This window comes from Streptomyces sp. NPDC003027, assembly GCF_053591435.1.
Genome location: NZ_JBSFTU010000017.1, coordinates 71,058 through 89,261, shown reverse-complemented (window position 1 = coordinate 89,261; position 18,204 = coordinate 71,058). Strand labels below are relative to the sequence as shown.

At 70.3% G+C, this 18,204-nt stretch carries 17 protein-coding genes; 10 read left to right on the top strand and 7 right to left on the bottom strand.

The genetic code is table 11. The annotated features are described in order from the left end of the window. Positions 1-39 precede the first annotated feature (39 nt). Positions 40-507, top strand: a complete 468-nt coding sequence (locus ACWDX6_RS15000) for a RidA family protein (RefSeq protein ID WP_451485362.1) — start codon at positions 40-42, stop codon at positions 505-507. 29 nt (positions 508-536) lie between these two features. On the opposite strand, the gene ACWDX6_RS14995 is transcribed toward ACWDX6_RS15000, so the two are convergent. Further along, entirely contained in the window at positions 537-1,124 is a 588-nt protein-coding gene (locus ACWDX6_RS14995) for a HEAT repeat domain-containing protein (RefSeq protein WP_451485361.1), read from the bottom strand. 268 nt (positions 1,125-1,392) lie between these two features. On the opposite strand from ACWDX6_RS14995, the gene ACWDX6_RS14990 reads away from it, so the two are divergent. From ACWDX6_RS14990 to pssA, 9 genes are all read left to right on the top strand, one after another. Then, positions 1,393-3,180: a 3-hydroxyacyl-CoA dehydrogenase family protein gene (locus ACWDX6_RS14990; protein WP_451485360.1), complete on the top strand. Its 1,788-nt coding sequence runs from the start codon at positions 1,393-1,395 to the stop codon at positions 3,178-3,180. Between the two features lie 109 nt (positions 3,181-3,289). After that, positions 3,290-4,135: a TetR family transcriptional regulator gene (locus ACWDX6_RS14985; RefSeq protein WP_451485394.1), complete on the top strand. Its 846-nt coding sequence runs from the start codon at positions 3,290-3,292 to the stop codon at positions 4,133-4,135. A gap of 390 nt (positions 4,136-4,525) precedes the next feature. Then, the gene (gene ccrA / locus ACWDX6_RS14980) at positions 4,526-5,863 is read left to right on the top strand and encodes a crotonyl-CoA carboxylase/reductase (protein WP_451485359.1); all 1,338 of its coding nucleotides are present in this window, start codon (positions 4,526-4,528) and stop codon (positions 5,861-5,863) included. Between the two features lie 8 nt (positions 5,864-5,871). Further along, positions 5,872-7,884 carry a protein meaA gene (locus ACWDX6_RS14975; RefSeq protein WP_451485358.1) on the top strand — a complete coding sequence of 671 codons (2,013 nt, stop codon included), beginning with the start codon at positions 5,872-5,874 and terminating at the stop codon, positions 7,882-7,884. After that, a complete protein-coding gene (locus tag ACWDX6_RS14970; RefSeq protein WP_451485357.1) occupies positions 7,881-8,843 on the top strand; it encodes an HpcH/HpaI aldolase/citrate lyase family protein in 963 nt (320 codons plus the stop codon). Before ACWDX6_RS14975 ends, ACWDX6_RS14970 begins: the two co-directional genes overlap by 4 nt. Positions 8,844-8,848: 5 nt before the next feature. Then, entirely contained in the window at positions 8,849-9,361 is a 513-nt protein-coding gene (locus tag ACWDX6_RS14965) for a MaoC family dehydratase (protein ID WP_451485356.1), read from the top strand. Positions 9,362-9,363: 2 nt separating this feature from the next. After that, positions 9,364-10,569: an acyl-CoA dehydrogenase family protein gene (locus ACWDX6_RS14960; RefSeq protein ID WP_356889543.1), complete on the top strand. Its 1,206-nt coding sequence runs from the start codon at positions 9,364-9,366 to the stop codon at positions 10,567-10,569. A gap of 179 nt (positions 10,570-10,748) precedes the next feature. Further along, positions 10,749-11,405: a phosphatidylserine decarboxylase gene (locus ACWDX6_RS14955; protein ID WP_391135563.1), complete on the top strand. Its 657-nt coding sequence runs from the start codon at positions 10,749-10,751 to the stop codon at positions 11,403-11,405. Beyond that, entirely contained in the window at positions 11,398-12,279 is an 882-nt protein-coding gene (gene pssA, locus ACWDX6_RS14950) for a CDP-diacylglycerol--serine O-phosphatidyltransferase (RefSeq protein WP_451485393.1), read from the top strand. Before ACWDX6_RS14955 ends, pssA begins: the two co-directional genes overlap by 8 nt. A 58-nt stretch (positions 12,280-12,337) precedes the next feature. On the opposite strand, the gene ACWDX6_RS14945 is transcribed toward pssA, so the two are convergent. The 6 genes from ACWDX6_RS14945 to ACWDX6_RS14920 all read right to left on the bottom strand — a co-directional run bounded on the left by ACWDX6_RS14945 (position 12,338) and on the right by ACWDX6_RS14920 (position 17,960). Then, a complete protein-coding gene (locus ACWDX6_RS14945) occupies positions 12,338-12,904 on the bottom strand; it encodes a GNAT family N-acetyltransferase (protein ID WP_451485355.1) in 567 nt (188 codons plus the stop codon). A gap of 195 nt (positions 12,905-13,099) precedes the next feature. Then, positions 13,100-14,374: an ABC transporter substrate-binding protein gene (locus tag ACWDX6_RS14940; RefSeq protein ID WP_451485354.1), complete on the bottom strand. Its 1,275-nt coding sequence runs from the start codon at positions 14,372-14,374 to the stop codon at positions 13,100-13,102. Then, positions 14,371-15,480, bottom strand: coding sequence for a branched-chain amino acid ABC transporter permease (locus tag ACWDX6_RS14935; RefSeq protein WP_451485353.1), 1,110 nt, complete (start codon positions 15,478-15,480; stop codon positions 14,371-14,373). Before ACWDX6_RS14935 ends, ACWDX6_RS14940 begins: the two co-directional genes overlap by 4 nt. Beyond that, positions 15,473-16,363, bottom strand: a complete 891-nt coding sequence (locus tag ACWDX6_RS14930) for a branched-chain amino acid ABC transporter permease (RefSeq protein WP_451485352.1) — start codon at positions 16,361-16,363, stop codon at positions 15,473-15,475. Before ACWDX6_RS14930 ends, ACWDX6_RS14935 begins: the two co-directional genes overlap by 8 nt. Next, positions 16,360-17,145: an ABC transporter ATP-binding protein gene (locus ACWDX6_RS14925; RefSeq protein WP_451485351.1), complete on the bottom strand. Its 786-nt coding sequence runs from the start codon at positions 17,143-17,145 to the stop codon at positions 16,360-16,362. Before ACWDX6_RS14925 ends, ACWDX6_RS14930 begins: the two co-directional genes overlap by 4 nt. Then, the gene (locus ACWDX6_RS14920) at positions 17,142-17,960 is read right to left on the bottom strand and encodes an ABC transporter ATP-binding protein (protein WP_451485350.1); all 819 of its coding nucleotides are present in this window, start codon (positions 17,958-17,960) and stop codon (positions 17,142-17,144) included. The genes ACWDX6_RS14925 and ACWDX6_RS14920 overlap by 4 nt, the downstream gene beginning before the upstream one ends. Between the last annotated feature and the right edge of the window lie 244 nt (positions 17,961-18,204).

Here is an 18,204-nt window from a genome sequence, read left to right as displayed (position 1 = left end):
GTGACGGGACTGTCAGTGGCATGGGCGAGGATGTCGGACATGAGTACGCATCTCTCCCACGTGCCCGCCCCGGCGGGGGTCGCCCCGAGCCCCCAGTACAGCCACGTCGTGTGGGGCACCGGCCGGTTCGTCGCGATATCCGGCCAGTGCTCCCTCGACGCCTCGGGTGCGGTCGTCGGGGAGGACGACCCGGGGGCGCAGGCCCGTCAGGTCTTCGAGAACCTGCGCCGCTGTCTCGCCTCGGCCGGCGCCGGCTTCGAGGACGTGGTGAAGCTGACGTACTTCGTCACCGACGTCGCCCACCTCCCGGCGGTCAGGGCGGCGCGTGACGCCGCCTTCGGCGGGGCCCCGCTTCCGGCGAGCTCGGCGGTCCAGGTCTCCGCGCTGGTCCGGCCGGAGCTGCTCATCGAGATCGAGGCGTTCGCGCTCGTCCCGGAACGGAAGGAGGATTCCGTCTCGTCCGCGGCGCTCGCGCTCGTCCCGGCGCTGGAGGAGCAGAGCTCCTGAAGACGTGGCGGACACGGCCTCGGCGTTGCTCACGATCCGTCGAGCCGGGCGAGGGCCTGGCGGGCCGCCGCTCCGAGGCGGGGGTGCGCAAGGGCCGCCTCCAGCGCGTCCTTGGCGCGTCCGTCGCCGAGCGCTCCCAGGCCCTCGACGCAGGCGAGGCCGACCCGCCAGTGCGGATCGTCGGCCTCCAACCGCCGTTCGAGGACGGTGATCAGGGCCGGTACGGACTCGGGGGCGCGCAGTTCGGTGAGCAGACGGACCGGCAAGAGGGCGTAGGCGACGCGGAGTTCGTTGGTGGCGAGGGCGGCGGCGGCCCGGGCCGTACGGGGGTCGCCGAGCCGCGCCAGCGCGTAGGCGGCGGAGACGCAGCGCTCCGGATCTCGGTGGTTGAGCAGAAGGACGAGGGCTTCGAAGGCGCGTGGGTCCCGCGCGAGGCCGAGCCGGAAGGCGGCGATCTCCCGGGCCCAGAGGGGCTGTCCGGGCGCGGTGAGAACGCGCGCGAAATCGCCGGGGTCCTCACCCGCGACGAGTTCTTCGAACGTTTCGGAGTCGCCGTGGATCTCGTTCCGCAATCGATCGATCATCGAGCAGAATTCGGAGTCCTGGGCGATATCCATGGCGTTCAGCGTATCCGCGATCCAGATCACATTTTCCGAACTTCCCGGGACTGGCGCGCTCGTTACTCGCCGGTTAATCTCAGGTGAGCGGGGCACCCCCCGCGCCACTCGCAACGGCCTGGTGACGCAGCCGTTGTGGGATCGAGTTTGTCGGTTCGGCAGTTTTCGACGTGGCTCCGGGACAGAGCCCGTCGCTTCTCCTCCGCGCGCTCTCTACGCGCCCGCATTGCCGCCTCAGTCGTCACTCTTCCCTCCCTGGAGTCCCCTGATGGACATCCCTCTCTCCACCATCGCCGTCGTCGGTCTCGGCACCATGGGCACGGGCATCGCCGACGTCCTCGCCCGGGCCGGCCGCGAGGTCATCGGCATCGACATCAGCGACGCCGCCGCGGCGCGGGCCGTCGCCGCCCTGGAAGCCTCCACCGCCCGCGCGGTGAGCCGTGAGCGGATCACCGAGGAGGAGCGCCGAGACGTCCTCGCCCGCTTCCGTACCTACTCCGACCTCCACGCGGCGGCCGACGCCGATCTCGTCATCGAGGTCGTGCCCGAGTCGTACGAGGCCAAGCAGGAGGTCTTCCGGGCGCTGGACGCCGTCGTCCGGCCCGACGCGATCATCGCCACCGGTACCAACGCGCTGTCGGTCACCCGTCTCGCCGCCGACTCGGCGCACCCCGAGCGCGTGCTCGGCCTGCACTTCTTCACCCCGGTCCAGGCGATGAAGCTGGTGGAGGTCGTCTCCTCGGTCCTCACCGCCCCGCAGGCCGTGCAGGCCGTCACCGACCTCGCCCTCGACCTCGGCAAGGAGCCCGTCGCGGTCGGCGACCGCCCCGGGTTCGTCGCGGACGGCCTGCTCTTCGGCTACCTCAACCAGGCCGCGGCCATGTACGAGGCCAAGTACGCCTCCCGTGAGGACATCGACGCCGCCATGCGGCTGGGCTGCGGTCTGCCGATGGGCCCGCTCGCCCTTCTCGACCTGGTCGGGATCGACACCGCGCGGACCGTCCTGGAGGCGATGTACAGCGAGTCGGGCGACCGGCTGCACGCCCCAGCCCCGATCCTGAAGCAGCTGAGCGAGGCGGGCCTGACCGGCCGCAAGTCGGGCCGCGGCTTCTACACGTACGACGCGCCGGGCTCGGCCACCGTGGTCCGGGACGCGCTGACGCCGCTGGAGGATTCGGCCACGAGCGGCCGGAAGACCCGTGAGGTCCGCTCCGTGGGCGTGGCCGGCTCCGGCACCATGGCCTCGGGCATCGCCGAGGTCTTCGCCAAGGCCGGTTACGAGGTCGTGCTGGCGGCCCGGTCGCAGGAGAAGGCCGACACCGCCAAGGCCCGGATCGCCAAGTCGCTCACCCGTTCGGTCGACAAGGGCCGGATGACCGGCGAGGTCCGCGACGAGACGCTGGCGCGGATCACCCCGGCCGGTTCGCTCGACTCCTTCGCCGAGGTCGACCTCGCCGTCGAGGCGGTCGCCGAGGACCTGGAGATCAAGCAGCAGCTCTTCGCGACCCTGGACAAGATCTGCAAGCCGGGAGCGGTGCTGGCCACCACGACCTCCTCCCTGCCGGTCGTCGCCTGTGCCCGCGCCACCTCGCGGCCGCAGGACGTCATCGGGATGCACTTCTTCAACCCGGCGCCCGCCATGAAGCTGGTGGAGATCGTCCGGACGGTCCTGACCGCCGACGACGTGCACGCCACGGTCCGCGAGGTCACCGCGAAGATCAGGAAGCACCCGGTGGACTGCGGCGACCGGGCCGGTTTCATCGTGAACGCGCTGCTCTTCCCGTACCTGAACAACGCGGTGAAGATGGTCCAGGAGCACTACGCCTCCCTGGACGACATCGACGCCGCGATGAAGCTGGGCGGCGGCTACCCGATGGGGCCGTTCGAGCTCCTCGACGTCGTCGGGCTCGATGTCTCCCTCGCGATCGAGAAGGTGCTGCACCGCGAGTTCCGCGACCCGGGCCTGGCTCCGGCGCCGCTGCTCGAGCACCTGGTGGCCGCGGGCTGCCTCGGCCGCAAGACGGGTCGCGGCTTCCGCGAATATGCCCGACGCTGAGCCCTCCGCGGGCTGGGGAGGGCTGCTGAGTCCACCGGGCACCTCCGGAGGCCCCGGCGACCCTCCCCCACCTGGGCACACTCCCGCGCTGATGCAGTACGTTCAGGACATGTCCAAGGCCGCGAAGTCACCCCGTGCCACGTCCACGTCCGCCTCCGACTCCACGGAGAGCACGGCGGGCACCCGCGCGGCCGCTCAGCGGCTCAAGATGCGCCGCGAGCTGGCGGCCGCGGCGATGGAGCTGTTCGCGACCAAGGGGTACGAGGCCACGACGGTCGACGAGATCGCCGCGGCCGCCGGCGTCGCACGCCGGACGTTCTTCCGCCACTTCCGCTCGAAGGAAGAGGCGATCTTCCCCGACCACGACGACACCCTGGTGCGGGCGGAGGCGGTACTGAACGCCGCGCCGCCGCACGAGCACCCGCTGGACACGGTCTGCCGGGGCATCAAGGAAGTCATGAAGATGTACGCGGGGTCCCCTGCGGTCTCCGTGGAGCGTTACCGGCTCACCCGCGAGGTACCCACCCTGCGGGAGCGCGAGATCGCCTCGGTGGCCCGCTACGAACGGCTGTTCACCCGCTATCTCCTCGGCCACTTCGACGAGCGCGACCACCACGACGGCAACGACGACCCGCTGCTCGCCGAGGTGGCGGCGTCGGCGGTGGTCACGGCCCACAACCACGTGCTGCGCCGCTGGCTGCGGGCGGGCGGCCAGGGCGATGTCGAGGCGCAGCTCGACCACGCCTTCGCCATCGTCCGGGAGACCTTCGGCACCGGCATAGGCGCCCGGCCGGCGCAGGCGCCGCAGCCGGCCCAGCAGACGGCCCCCTCCGCCCCGGCCGGGACCGCGGCCCTGGCGTCCACCGCCCAGGACGTGGTGATCGCCGTGGCGCGTACGGACGCGCCGCTGGACGAGGTCATGCGCACCATCCAGCAGGCCCTGGCGAAGAGCTGACCCGCCGCACACAGAACACGACGAAGGCCGCCCCTGTGGGGGCGGCCTTCGTCCGTTTTCGTCCCACCCTTCGATCGATCATCGCTCATGTGTGACGGGCGGATCGCATCTGAGTGAAATTGTTGGCACGCAGTGCCTTGTCAGGTGACACGCGGTGCCATACGTTGATGTTGTCCGGGCGGCCGGCGCGCCGAGGTCTCCTCGTGCGCCGGCTGTCCCCACAAGCGATCGTGATTGTGCGCCCGGACGCCTGCGTCACAGGCAACCTCCGCGCCCACCCGGCGCAGCCACCGCACCACCCGCCGAACCGACGGCACACCTCCACAGCAGCACTCCACGACGTAACCCCTCAGCGTCTCCCTCAGACGCCGCACCGCCGGAGGCAACCCCGTGAAGGAAATCCTGGACGCGATCCAGTCGCCGGAGACCACGTCCGCCGACTTCGCCAACCTCAAGCTCCCCGAGTCGTACCGCGCCGTCACCGTGCACAAGGACGAGGCCGAGATGTTCGCCGGTCTCCCCAGCCTCGAGAAGGACCCGCGCAAGTCGCTCCACCTCGACGACGTGGCGCTGCCCGAGCTGGGCCCGGGTGAGGCCCTCGTGGCCGTCATGGCCAGCTCCGTGAACTACAACTCGGTCTGGACCTCCATCTTCGAGCCGGTGTCGACCTTCGGCTTCCTGGAGCGCTACGGCCGGCTCAGCGACCTCAGCAAGCGCCATGACCTGCCGTACCACGTCATCGGCTCCGACCTCGCGGGCGTCGTGCTGCGCACCGGCCCCGGCGTCAACTCCTGGAAGCCCGGCGACGAGGTCGTCGCGCACTGCCTCTCGGTCGAGCTGGAGTCCTCGGACGGCCACAACGACACGATGCTCGACCCCGAGCAGCGCATCTGGGGCTTCGAGACCAACTTCGGCGGCCTGGCCGAGATCGCGCTCGTCAAGTCCAACCAGCTGATGCCGAAGCCCGACCACCTCAGCTGGGAGGAGGCGGCGGCCCCCGGCCTCGTCAACTCCACCGCGTACCGCCAGCTGGTCTCCCGCAACGGCGCCGGCATGAAGCAGGGCGACAACGTCCTCATCTGGGGCGCCAGCGGCGGGCTCGGCTCGTACGCCACCCAGTTCGCGCTGGCCGGCGGCGCCAACCCGATCTGTGTCGTCTCCAGCCCCCAGAAGGCGGAGATCTGCCGCTCGATGGGCGCCGAGGCGATCATCGACCGCAACGCCGAGGGCTACAAGTTCTGGAAGGACGAGCAGACCCAGGACCCGAAGGAGTGGAAGCGCTTCGGCAAGCGCATCCGCGAGCTCACCGGCGGCGAGGACATCGACATCGTCTTCGAGCACCCCGGCCGCGAGACCTTCGGCGCGAGCGTCTACGTCACCCGCAAGGGCGGCACCATCACCACCTGCGCCTCGACCTCGGGCTACATGCACGAGTACGACAACCGCTACCTGTGGATGTCGCTGAAGCGGATCATCGGCTCGCACTTCGCCAACTACCGCGAGGCGTGGGAGGCCAACCGCCTGATCGCCAAGGGCAAGATCCACCCGACGCTGTCGAAGGTGTACTCGCTGGAGGACACCGGCCAGGCCGCGTACGACGTCCACCGCAACCTCCACCAGGGCAAGGTCGGCGTGCTGTGCCTGGCCCCCGAGGAGGGCATGGGCGTGCGCGACCAGGAGCTGAGGGACCAGCACATCGACGCCATCAACCGCTTCCGGAACATCTGAGGTTCCCCATGACAGAGCGTCAGAAGGACCGGCCGTGGCTCATGCGGACGTACGCCGGCCACTCGACCGCCGAGGCGTCCAACGAGCTGTACCGGCGCAACCTGGCCAAGGGTCAGACCGGCCTCTCGGTCGCCTTCGACCTGCCGACGCAGACCGGCTACGACCCCGACCACATCCTCGCCCGCGGCGAGGTCGGCCGGGTCGGGGTCCCGGTCTCGCACCTCGGTGACATGCGCCGGCTGTTCCAGGACATCCCCCTGGAGCAGATGAACACCTCGATGACCATCAACGCCACGGCCATGTGGCTTCTGGCGCTCTATCAGGTGGTCGCGGAGGAGCAGGGCGCGGACGTCACCAGGCTCCAGGGCACCACCCAGAACGACATCGTGAAGGAGTACCTGTCGCGCGGGACGCACGTCTTCCCGCCCGGCCCGTCGCTGCGGCTGACGACGGACATGATCACCTACACGGTGAACCACATCCCGAAGTGGAACCCGATCAACATCTGCAGCTACCACCTGCAGGAAGCGGGAGCCACTCCGGTCCAGGAGATCTCCTACGCGATGTCCACCGCCATCGCGGTTCTCGACGCGGTCTTCGCCTCCGGCCAGGTCCCCGAGGAGCGCAGGGGAGAGGTGGTCGCCCGTATCTCCTTCTTCGTGAACGCGGGCGTCCGCTTCATCGAGGAGATGTGCAAGATGCGCGCCTTCGGCCGCATCTGGGACAAGATCACCCGCGAGCGGTACGGCATCGAGGACGCCAAGCAGCGCCGCTTCCGCTACGGCGTGCAGGTCAACTCGCTCGGTCTGACCGAGGCGCAGCCGGAGAACAACGTCCAGCGGATCGTCCTCGAGATGCTGGCCGTGACGCTCTCCAAGGACGCACGCGCGCGTGCCGTCCAGCTCCCCGCCTGGAACGAGGCCCTGGGGCTCCCCCGCCCCTGGGACCAGCAGTGGTCGCTCCGTATCCAGCAGGTCCTGGCGCACGAGTCGGACCTGCTGGAGTACGAGGACATCTTCGCCGGCTCGCACGTCATCGAGGCCAAGGTGGACTCCCTCGTGGAGGAGTGCCTGGCCGAGATCGACCGGATCCAGGAGATGGGCGGCGCGATGGCCGCCGTCGAGTCCGGCTACCTCAAGTCGCAGCTGGTCTCCTCGCACGCCGAGCGGCGGGCCCGGATCGAGGCCGGCGAGGAGAAGATCGTCGGCGTCAACATCTTCCAGTCCACCGAGGAGAACCCGCTCACCGCGGACCTCGACACGGCGATCATGACGGTCGACCCGGCCAACGAGGCCCGTGTCGTGGCCAAGCTCCACGAGTGGCGGGACAACCGCGACGAGACCCGCGCCCAGGAGGCGCTGGCCGCGCTCAAGGCGACCGCCGCGGGCGACGGGAACCTCTTCGAGGCGACGCTGGAGTGCGCCCGCGCGGGTGTCACCACCGGCGAGTGGTCCTGGGCGCTGCGGGACGTCTTCGGCGAGTTCCGCGCCCCCACGGGCGTCTCCTCCGCCCCGGTCGCCGTGACCGCCGAGGAGGGCACCCCGATGGCTCTCGTACGGGAGAAGGTGGCGCGCACCGCCGAGGAGCTGGGCGCCGGGCGGCTGCGGCTCCTGGTCGGCAAGCCGGGCCTGGACGGACACTCCAACGGCGCCGAGCAGATCGCCGTACGCGCGCGTGACGCCGGTTTCGAGGTGGTGTACCAGGGGATCCGGCTGACCCCCGAGCAGATCGTCAACGCGGCCCTCGCCGAGGACGTGCACTGCGTGGGTCTGTCGATCCTCTCCGGCTCGCACGCCGAGCTGGTCCCGGACGTCCTCGACCGCCTCCGCGAGGCGGGTGCGGCCGATATTCCGGTCATCGTCGGCGGGATCATCCCGAACGCCGACGCCGCGGATCTGAAGCGTGCGGGAGTGGCCGCCGTCTTCACCCCGAAGGACTTCGGTATCACGGAGATCATCGGCCGTATCGTCGACGAGATCCGGAAAGCGAACAAGCTCGACCCTCTGGAGGTCCCCGCATGACGAACGTGAACCGGCTCCGGCCGCGCCGCTCCTGCCTGGCCGTGCCCGGCTCCAACCCGCGCTTCCTGGAGAAGGCCCAGGGGCTCGCCGCGGACCAGGTCTTCCTCGACCTGGAGGACGCCTGCGCGCCGCTCGCCAAGCCCGAGGCGCGGCACACGATCGTGAAGTTCCTCAACGAGGGCGACTGGACCGGCAAGACGCGGGTCGTGCGGGTCAACGACTGGACGACCCACTGGACGTACCGGGACGTCGTCACCGTCGTCGAGGGCGCCGGCCAGAACCTCGACTGCATCATGCTGCCGAAGGTCCAGGACGCCCAGCAGATCGTGGCGCTCGACCTCCTGCTGACCCAGATCGAGAAGACGATGGGCTTCGAGGTCGGCAAGATCGGCATCGAGGCGCAGATCGAGAACGCCCAGGGCCTCAACAACGTCAACGCGATCGCGCAGGCCTCCCCCCGCGTCGAGACGATCATCTTCGGCCCGGCCGACTTCATGGCCTCCATCAACATGAAGTCGCTGGTCGTCGGCGAGCAGCCGCCCGGCTACGGCGCCGACGCGTACCACTACATCCTGATGGCCATCCTGATGGCGGCCCGCGCCAACAACCTCCAGGCGATCGACGGCCCCTACCTCCAGATCCGCAACCAGGAGGGCTACAAGGCGGTCGCCCAGCGCGCCGCGGCTCTCGGCTTCGACGGCAAGTGGGTGCTGCACCCGGACCAGGTCGCCGCGGCGAACGAGATCTTCTCCCCCTCGCAGGAGGACTTCGACCACGCCGAGCTGATCCTGGACGCGTACGACTACTACACCTCCGAGGCCGGCGGCAAGAAGGGCTCGGCCATGCTCGGCGACGAGATGATCGACGAGGCCAGCCGCAAGATGGCCCTGGTCATCTCCGGCAAGGGCCGGGCCGCCGGAATGCGGCGCACCAGCAAGTTCGAGATCCCGGAGGCGTAGGACCCATGCAGTTCGGCCGTACGTACGAAGAGTTCGAGGTCGGTGCCGTCTACAAGCACTGGCCCGGGAAGACGGTCACCGAATACGACGACCACCTCTTCTGTCTGCTGACGATGAATCACCACCCGCTGCACATGGATGTGAATTACGCGGAGAACACGACGGACTTCAAGAGGAACGTCGTCGTCGGCAACTACATCTACTCGCTGCTGCTCGGCATGTCCGTCCCGGACGTCTCGGGCAAGGCGATCGCCAACCTGGAGATCGAGTCGCTGCGCCATGTCGCGCCGACCTTCCACGGCGACACCATCTACGGCGAGACCACGGTCCTCGACAAGACGCCGTCGAAGTCGAAGAGCGACCGCGGGATCGTCTACGTCGAGACCAAGGGCTACAAGCAGGACGGCACCCTCGTGTGCGTCTTCCGCCGCAAGGTGATGGTCCCCACGGAGACGTACATCAAGGAGCGCGGCGGCGAGCAGCCGGGCCGGCCCGAGCCGAAGGAACAGGGGAAGTAGTCATGGCGCGACTCGCCCAGACCCACGGTCTGACCGATGTGCAGCAGGAGATCCTCGCCACGGTCCGGGACTTCGTCGACAAGGAGATCATCCCGGTCGCGACGGAGCTGGAGCACCGCGACGAGTACCCGCAGCAGATCGTCGACGGGCTCAAGGAACTCGGTGTCTTCGGTCTGATGATCCCCGAGGAGTACGGGGGCCTGGGTGAGTCGCTGCTCACCTACGCGCTGTGCGTGGAGGAGATCGCCCGCGGCTGGATGTCGGTCTCCGGCATCATCAACACCCACTTCATCGTGGCGTACATGCTCAAGCAGCACGGCACCCAGGAGCAGAAGGAGTACTTCCTTCCGCGGATGGCGGCCGGCGAGACGCGCGGCGCCTTCTCGATGTCGGAGCCGGCCCTCGGCTCGGATGTGTCGGCCATCACCTCCAAGGCGGTCAAGGACGGCGACGAGTACGTCCTGAACGGCCAGAAGATGTGGCTGACGAACGGCGGTACGTCAACGCTGGTCGCCGTTCTCGTCCGAAGTGACGAAGGACACCCCGAGGGGACCGCCCCCCACAAGTCGATGACGACCTTCCTCGTCGAGAAGGAGCCCGGCTTCGGTGAGGTCCGCCCCGGCCTCACCATCCCCGGGAAGATCGACAAGATGGGCTACAAGGGGGTCGACACCACCGAGCTCATCATGGATGGACTGCGCATTCCGGCCAATCGCGTCCTCGGCGGCACCACCGGCCGGGGCTTCTACCAGATGATGGACGGTGTCGAGGTCGGGCGGGTGAACGTCGCGGCCCGTGGTTGCGGCGTCGCACAGCGTGCCTTCGAACTGGGCGTCTCGTACGCCCAGCAGCGCCACACCTTCGGCAAGCCGATCGCCCAGCACCAGGCGATTCAGTTCAAGTTGGCCGAAATGGCTACCAAGGTGGAAGCCGCTCATGCCATGATGGTGAACGCAGCGCGCAAAAAGGACTCCGGGGAACGAAACGATCTCGAAGCAGGGATGGCGAAGTACCTCGCCTCCGAGTACTGCAAGGAAGTCGTCGAGGACGCCTTCCGTATCCACGGTGGATACGGGTTCTCCAAGGAGTACGAGATCGAGCGCCTCTACCGCGAGGCGCCGATGCTGCTCATCGGTGAAGGTACCGCCGAGATCCAGAAAATGATCATCGGTCGCCGGCTGCTCGAGGAGTACCGCTTCCAGGGTTGATTGTCGCTTTCGGGTCGGTTCGGCCGCGAAGAAGATCACACCCTGACAGCGTTTGCCAAGGGTTTCCGGCCGACCGACTCGGCTTCTGGCTTGCCCAGTTGCGGCTCGCAACCGATAGCATCGCCGGAAAGCCGCCGTCCCCGTTGCCCGTGCGGCATCATCCGCTACGAAGGTCATCCATGCCCCACAGCCAAACCTCTGCACCTCGCGACAGCCTCGCTGGCGTACGCCTCGCGCGCGGAGCATCGCCGTGGCTTCTGCCGACCGTCGCCACCGCGGCGCTCAGCCTGACCCGGGCCCGCCGGTCCGGGCGCTGGGCCGCTGTCGCCGTGCCCACCACCGCCCTGGCGGCGGGCATGCTGTGGTTCTTCCGCGACCCCGAGCGCGAGATCGCTCAGGGCCGGGTCATCTCGCCCGCCGACGGTGTGGTGCAGAGCATCATGCCGTGGAAGGACGGCCGGACCCGGGTCGCCATCTTCATGAGCCCGCTGAACGTCCACGTCAACCGCGCGCCGCTGGCCGGCACGGTGACGTCCGTGGAGCACATCCCCGGCGGGTTCGTCCCGGCGTTCAACAAGGAGAGCGAGAACAACGAGCGCGTTGTCTGGCACTTCGACACCGAGCTCGGTGACATCGAGATGGTGCAGATCGCGGGGGCCGTGGCCCGCCGCATCGTGCCGTACATCCCGCAGGGGACGAAGGTCGAGCAGGGCGAGCGCATCGGTCTGATCCGCTTCGGGTCGCGCGTCGACATCTACCTTCCGGAAGGTGTGGACGTCGCCGTCGAGGTCGGTCAGACCACGACCGCGGGGGTGACTCGCATTGACCGTGATTGATCCGGACACTCGGGCCGGCGACTGGGTCGCCGACGCGGAGGCGGACGGTGCCGACGAGGCCGAGGAGATGCCGCTGTCGCTGAGGCTGTCCATAGCGGACGCCCTCACGCTCGGTAACGCGACGTGCGGATTCATGGCGGTGTACTTCACCACCACCGGCATCCTCATCCCGCACCTCACGGGCAGCGCCGAGACCGGCATGGCGCGCAACAGCGCCGCCACCGCCGTGATCCTCATGCTGTGCGCGGCGATCTTCGACCTCTTCGACGGCATCGTGGCGCGCAAGCTGCGCTCCTCCCCCATGGGCGCCGAGCTCGACAACCTCTCGGACCTGATCAGCTTCGGTCTGGCTCCGGCGTACTTCGTGCTCGTGTACGGGATGGTCGCGGTCCCGGACGGCGCGCAGCAGAAGGTCTCCGCGGTGGCCGCGGTCGCCGTGCTCCTCGCGGTGGTGCTGCGGCTGGCGAGATTCTCGTGCGTGACCATGAAGGACGGCATGTTCCAGGGCATGCCGAGCCCCTTCGGCGCGCTGACGGTCGTCTCGATCGTCCTGCTTGAGCTGCCGTTCGTCCCGACGCTGCTCGCGATCATCGGAGTGGCGTGGCTGATGGTGAGCCGGGTCGAGTACCCCAAGCCGCGGGGTGTCCTCGCGGTGGCGATGCTCGCCTGGATCGTCGGCGCCATGGGCATGCTGGCGGCATGGGCCTTCGACGCGCCGGGCGGGCAGTTCCTGCTCCAGACCGGGTGCGCGCTGCAGGTCGTGATGGGCGCCGTGATCCCCCTCTTCGCGACGGCCCGCCGGGTGAACACCTTCCGCGGCAACCGGCGCGAGAGCCGGGAGGCGCGACAGGCGGAGGCGGCGCAGCTGCCGTAGTCGTCGGACGTGAAGGGCCCGGACGCGAGATGTCGCGTCCGGGCCCTTCTTCATGCCGTCATGCTCCGAGCCGCTTGTAGTACAGCGTGGTGGGGCGCAGGACCCCCGTGGGGTCGGCGGCGAAGTCGGGGATGATCCCGGCCGGCGTCCAGCCCGCCTTGCGGTAGAGGCCCTCGGCGGGGCTGTCGGTCTGGGTGTCCAGGACGAGCAGGCTCAGCCCCGCCTCCCTGGCGTGGGCCTCCGCCGCGGCGAGCAGGCGGGCGCCCAGGCCCTGGCCCCGGGCCCCCCGGTGGACGATCAGCCGGGCGATCTCGCCGCGGTGCCGACCGTTCGGCTTGTCGGTGCGGACAAGGGTGACCGCCCCCAGGACCTCCCCCGCCGGCCCGTGGGCCGCCCAGACGTCCCGCAGCCCCTGCCGGGCCTCCTCGGCGACACTGAGCCACCAGGCGGCCGCCTCGGCCGGTTCCAGAGGGGCCAGGAAGCCCAGGGAGGCTCCGCCGTCGACCGCGTCGACGAGCAGCGCGGCGAGGCCGCCGGGCGCGTGGGTGCGGAGCCGGTCGGCGTCGAGCCGCTCGATCCGGGCGTGGTCGGCGGTGGCGGGGCGGGGCGTGAAGTTGTCGCTCATGGCCTGAGCCTCACACACGGTTGTTGCGGGCAGGTGACCCGACGCGGTGGCGTTGCGGTACGGGATCCTCTACGGCCCGGGCACCTGGTACGCCCCGGGCGGGCCCGGGGCTGGACACCGGCTCACCCCTCCTGGCGCGACGGCTTCGCCCGCCAGGAGGGGTGAGCCCGGTCAGAGCCGGGTGGCGCCCCCGGTTCAGCCCGCCTTCGGGGTGAAGGTCTTCGCCGCGTCGGAGACGAAGGGCTCGCGGACCGTGCGCATGCCGCCGGGGACGTTCTTGTCCGGCTGGATGATGACGGACTCGCGGGACGAGGGGGCCTTCGGGTCGCTCAGGTCGTGCGTCATGCCGAAGCCCGCGTCATGGGCGTCGAGCGTGAGCAGCGCCTTGCCGATGCCCTCCCGCGTGAGGTCCTTGTCCGCGCACGCCTTCTTCAGGGCCTCGCCGAAGACGCTCGCCGCCGTCCAGCCGGCGACGATGCCGTTGTCGAGGCTGTCGTTCGGATAGGCGGCCTTGTAGTCGGTCACGAGCTTCTTCGCGGCGGGGGTGTCCGCGCCGATCGGGAGGCTGGGAGAGGCGAACCAGTACATCTTCTCCAGGGCCGGTCCGGCCTGGGTGCCGAGGAGCTGCGGGGCGAACGCCGAGTTGTTGCCGACGATCGGCACCTGGAGCCTGGTCGCCGCCGCGACACCGACCAGCGAGGCCGCCTGACGGGGGCCGGCGCTGATGACGATGCCCTTGACGCCCGCCTGCTTGAGCGCCGCGACCTGCGCCGACATGTCGTTGTCGGTGGGCTTGATCTTCTGCTCGACGACCGTGAGCCCGGCCTTCTCCGCGGCGTGCTTCGAGCCGGCGAGCGCGTTCTCGCCGTAGTCGCCCTCGAAGTAGACATGGCCGAGCTTGTCGCCCCGCTTCAGGCCCTTCTCCGTCACCAGGAAGTCGACCGCGTTGATCGTCTCCACGTCGTACGTGGCGCCGAGGACCCGGATGTACGGGGAGCCGAGCAGCGACGCCGACCACGCCTGCGGCAGCACGAGCCCCTTGTCCTGGCCGTCGACGCGCTGCTTGACGGCGGCGACGAACGGGGAGCCGATGAACTGGGCGTAGCCGACGACCTTCGGCTCCAGCTCGGTGTACGCCGACAGCGCCTTCTGCGGGTCGTAGCCGTGGTCGCGGACCGTCAGTTCCAGTTGCCGGCCGCAGATCCCGCCGGCCGCGTTGGCCTGCTTGACGTACAGCTGCTGCGCCTGCGTGACGCTCTTGCCGAGCGTGGCGTAGACACCGGTCATGTCGGTGAGGGCGCCGATCGCGATGGTCTTGTCGGTGACGCCCGCGCCGGCCTTCACCCCGTCCGCGCCGGTGCCCCGGTCGTCGCCGCTCTTGGCCTTGGAACTGCATCCGGCCGCCGTGAGCGCGACCAGGACGGCGAGTGCGGCGGTCAGGCCCCGCACGGCCTGTCGTCGGTGGTTCATCGGTTCTCCCCTGAGGATTGCGTGGAACGCGAGGGTTGCTTGGTGCGCCGTGCGGCCAGCCGGACCAGGCCGCCGGGCAGGAAGAGCACCACCGCGACGACGGCGGCGCCGTAGAGATAGCGGGCGGCCTCCCCCGGTGCGATCCCGCCCGTCCCGGGGGCGGAGACCAGGGGGAGCGCGTCGCTGTACCGGTTGAGGAGCTGCGGCAGGAGGGAGACGAAGACGCCCCCGACCACCGCTCCGGCGACCGAGCCGAGACCGCCGATGACGATCATGGCCAGGTATTCGAGGGAGAGCATCATGCCGAAGTACTCCGGCACGGTGCGCTGGAAGACCAGCGCGAGGAGGACGCCGGCGAGTCCCGCGTACATGGAGGACAGGACGAAGACGGCGGCCCGGTAGCGGGCCACGGGGATGCCCATGACGCCCGCCGCGATCCGGTGGTCCCGGATGGCGTTCATGGCGCGGCCGGGGCGGCCGCGCAGCACCCCGCGGGCGAACAGCGCGCCCCCGAGGAGCAGGACGAGACCCACGTACCAGAGTTTCTCGGCGGAGCCGAACGGCACGTCGGCGACGAGGAGTTCGCTGTCGTCGAAGGTGAGGCCGAAGAGAGTGAGCGGGGGGACCGCCCGGCCGTTGAAACCTCCGGTCAGGTCATGCGCGTTGAAGAGCACATGCTGGCCGATGAAGATCAGCGCGAGGGTGGCGATACCGAGGTACGCGCCCCGTAGCCGGCCGGCGATCGGGCTGAACACGCCCCCCGCCAGGCCCGCGAGCGCCACGGCGAGGACGGCGGCGAGCCAGCCGGGCAGCCCGAGTCCGGCGAGGCCGTCCCTGCCGTCGCCGGCGAAGGCGCAGTAGCCGTAGGCGCCGACGGCGAGGAAGAAGGCGTGGCCCATGGAGAGCTGGCCGGTGGCGCCGGTCAGCAGGTTGATGCCGATGGCACCGATGGCGGCGGCCATGGCGAACAGCCCGGCCTGGAGCCAGAAGCGGTCCAGATAGAAGGGGAAGGCGGCGAGGACGAGACCGGCGGCGGCCCAGACCCAGGTGCGCGGCCGGGTGAGGGCGGCGCGGGCGGCGACGGGCCGGGCGAGGAGATCAGACACGGGCCAGCTCCTTCGTACCGAAGAGTCCGGCGGGGCGGATCAGCAGCACCGCGACCATCACCAGGTACGGCGCCAGGTCGCCGATGCCCCGGCCGAGGAAGGTCAGGTCGCCCTGGTAGCCGGTGGCGAGGGACTCGGTGACGCCGACGAGAAGGCCGCCGACGAGGGCGCCCGTGGTGGAGTCCAGGCCGCCGAGGATCGCGGCCGGGAAGGCCTTCATCGCGGCGAACGAGGTGGAGCGCTCCAGGCCGGGGGTCGGGAAGACGGTGAGGAAGAGCGCGGCGACGGCGGCGAGTCCGCCGGCGACGGCCCAGGCGCCGATCGAGACCCGGCCGAGGCGGATGCCCATCAGCGCCGCGGTCTCCTGGTTCTCGGCGGCGGCGCGCATGGCGACGCCCCAGGAGGTGTGGCGGAAGGCCAGCAGGAAGGCGGTGATCAGCAGGGCGGCCGCGAGGAAGGCGGCGATCCGGGTCTGGGCGATCGAGACCGGGCCGAGGGTGACGACGGCGTCGCCCCACGGGTCGCCGAGCGAGAGGATGTCGGTGCCGATGCGGCGGGTCAGTTCGGTGGCGAGCAGGATGTCGACGCCGATGGTGACGATGGCGAGGACGCTGTGGTCGGAGCCCCGGTAGCGGCGCATGACGAGGAACTCGACGGCCGCGCCGACCAGGGCGGCGCCGGCGATGCCGGCGAGCAGCGCCGGCCAGAAGCCGATCTCGTCGTGCAGGACGGCGGTGAAGTACCCGCCGGCGAGGAGGAGGGAGGCATGGGCGAAGTTGACGACCTCGGTGGCTCGGAAGATCACCACGAAGCCGAGGGCGATGAGGGCGTAGATGGAGCCCAACGAGACGCCGTTGAGCAGGAGTTCGGCGAACGTGGTCACTCGGTGGTCTCCTCTCCGAGGTAGGCGCGGACGACCGCCGGGTCGTTCTGTACGTCCGCGGGGACGCCGTCGGCGATGCGGCGGCCGAAGTCGAGGACGGTGACGGAGTCGGCGAGCCGCATCACCACCCCCATGTCGTGCTCGACAAGGACGATGGAGATCCCGAGGCTGTCGCGTACGCCGGCGATGACGGCGGCGGTACGGCGGCGCTCGTCGGCGGTCATGCCGGCGACGGGCTCGTCGAGGAGGAGCAGCCGGGGCTCCATGCACAGGGCGCGGGCGAGTTCGGCGAGCTTCTGCTGCCCGTACGGGAGGGAGCCCGCGGGCTGCCCCAGCTGCCGTTCCAGGCCGACGAACGCGGCGATCTCGCGGACGCGGGCCCGGTGGCGGGCGTCCTCCCGGGCGGCGGACGGCAGCCGGAGCCCGGCGGCGACGAATCCGGTCCGGGTCAGCCGGTGGCGGCCGAGCATCAGGCTGTCCTCGACGGTGGCGCGGGGCGGCAGCGCGAGGTTCTGGAAGATGCGGGCGACCCCGAGGTCCGCGATCCTGTGCGGGGGCAGTCCGGTGAGCTCGTGGTCCCCGAAGCGGACGGAGCCGGAGGTGGCCTTGTAGACCCCGGAGAGCACGTTGAAGCAGGTGGACTTGCCGGCGCCGTTGGGGCCGATGACGGCGTGGACGGTACCGGGCCGGACGGTGAAGCCGACGGAGTCGAGCGCGGTGAGTCCGGCGAACCGGACGGTGACGTCGCGGACGTCGAGGGCGGGCACGGCAGTCGCGCTCATCGCGTCTCCTCCCAGCGGGACAGCACCGGGTGCGTCGTGTTCGCGCCCGCCGCGTCGGCGGCCGCGGTCTCGTCGACGACGCCCAGATAGCGGCGGCGCACCTCGTCGGAGGCGGCGAGTTCGTCGGCCGGTCCGGAGAGGGTGACCTCGCCGACCTCCAGGACGTACGCCCGTGAGGCGAGGCGCAGCGCGAGCGCCGCGTTCTGTTCGACGAGCAGGACCGCCGTGCCCTGGGCGTTGATCTCCCGGATCGTGTCGGCGATGCGGGCGGCCATCAGCGGCGCGAGGCCGAGCGAGGGCTCATCGAGGAGGAGCAGCCTGGGAGCGGCCATCAGGGCGCGGCCGACGGCGAGCATCTGCTGTTCGCCGCCCGAGAGCAGCCCGGCTCGCTGGTGGGCGCGTTCCTTGAGGACCGGGAAGAGTTCGTGGACCCGTTCGAGGGCCGCGCTCTTCGCGGCGCGGTCACCGCGCGCGCCCAGCGCTCCGGCGCGCAGATTGTCCTCGACCGTCATCCGGGCGAAAACCTGGCGTCCCTCCGGCACCTGCGAGACCCCGGCGGCGACGACGCGGTCGGGTGCGAGCGCGCCGAGTTCGCGGCCGCCGAAGCGCACCGTGCCGGAGACGACGGCGCCGCCGTGGAACGACAGTGTGCGCGAGACCGCGCGCAGCAGCGTGGACTTTCCGGCGCCGTTGCCGCCGAGGACGGTGACGACGCTGCCCTCCGGTACGTCGAGTGACACCCGGCGCAGTGCGCGCACCGGTCCGTATCCCGCCGACAGGTCCGCGACCTCGAGGGCGAGTGCGGTACCTCCCATGGCTCCCCTTCCGTGGCGTGCCCGGTCTCCGTGGCGCGTCCGGTGTCCGGGTCGTCCGGTTTCCCGGGCTTTCCGTTTCGCGGCGTGCTCGTTTCCGCGACCTGTTCGGATTCCGTGGCCTGTTTCGTGGCGCTCACCCCAGCACCGCCGGGGCCGCCCGTCCACGCCCGGCGGCCGAAACGCTGCCGGTGACCAGCGGGCGCGGCGGCGGGTTGTGCACGGGCACAACAGTGCGTGTCAGGGG

Coding starts and splice junctions, on each gene's coding strand:
- ACWDX6_RS15000 (WP_451485362.1), top strand. CDS start 40: ATGAGTACGCATCTCTCCCACGTGCCCGCCCCGGCGGGGGTCGCCCCG.
- ACWDX6_RS14965 (WP_451485356.1), top strand. CDS start 8,849: ATGCAGTTCGGCCGTACGTACGAAGAGTTCGAGGTCGGTGCCGTCTAC.
- ACWDX6_RS14990 (WP_451485360.1), top strand. CDS start 1,393: ATGGACATCCCTCTCTCCACCATCGCCGTCGTCGGTCTCGGCACCATG.
- ACWDX6_RS14925 (WP_451485351.1), bottom strand. CDS start 17,145: ATGAGCGCGACTGCCGTGCCCGCCCTCGACGTCCGCGACGTCACCGTC.
- ACWDX6_RS14995 (WP_451485361.1), bottom strand. CDS start 1,124: ATGGATATCGCCCAGGACTCCGAATTCTGCTCGATGATCGATCGATTG.
- ACWDX6_RS14940 (WP_451485354.1), bottom strand. CDS start 14,374: ATGAACCACCGACGACAGGCCGTGCGGGGCCTGACCGCCGCACTCGCC.
- ACWDX6_RS14970 (WP_451485357.1), top strand. CDS start 7,881: ATGACGAACGTGAACCGGCTCCGGCCGCGCCGCTCCTGCCTGGCCGTG.
- ACWDX6_RS14945 (WP_451485355.1), bottom strand. CDS start 12,904: ATGAGCGACAACTTCACGCCCCGCCCCGCCACCGCCGACCACGCCCGG.
- ACWDX6_RS14920 (WP_451485350.1), bottom strand. CDS start 17,960: ATGGGAGGTACCGCACTCGCCCTCGAGGTCGCGGACCTGTCGGCGGGA.
- ACWDX6_RS14960 (WP_356889543.1), top strand. CDS start 9,364: ATGGCGCGACTCGCCCAGACCCACGGTCTGACCGATGTGCAGCAGGAG.
- ACWDX6_RS14955 (WP_391135563.1), top strand. CDS start 10,749: ATGCCCCACAGCCAAACCTCTGCACCTCGCGACAGCCTCGCTGGCGTA.
- ACWDX6_RS14975 (WP_451485358.1), top strand. CDS start 5,872: ATGACAGAGCGTCAGAAGGACCGGCCGTGGCTCATGCGGACGTACGCC.
- ACWDX6_RS14985 (WP_451485394.1), top strand. CDS start 3,290: ATGTCCAAGGCCGCGAAGTCACCCCGTGCCACGTCCACGTCCGCCTCC.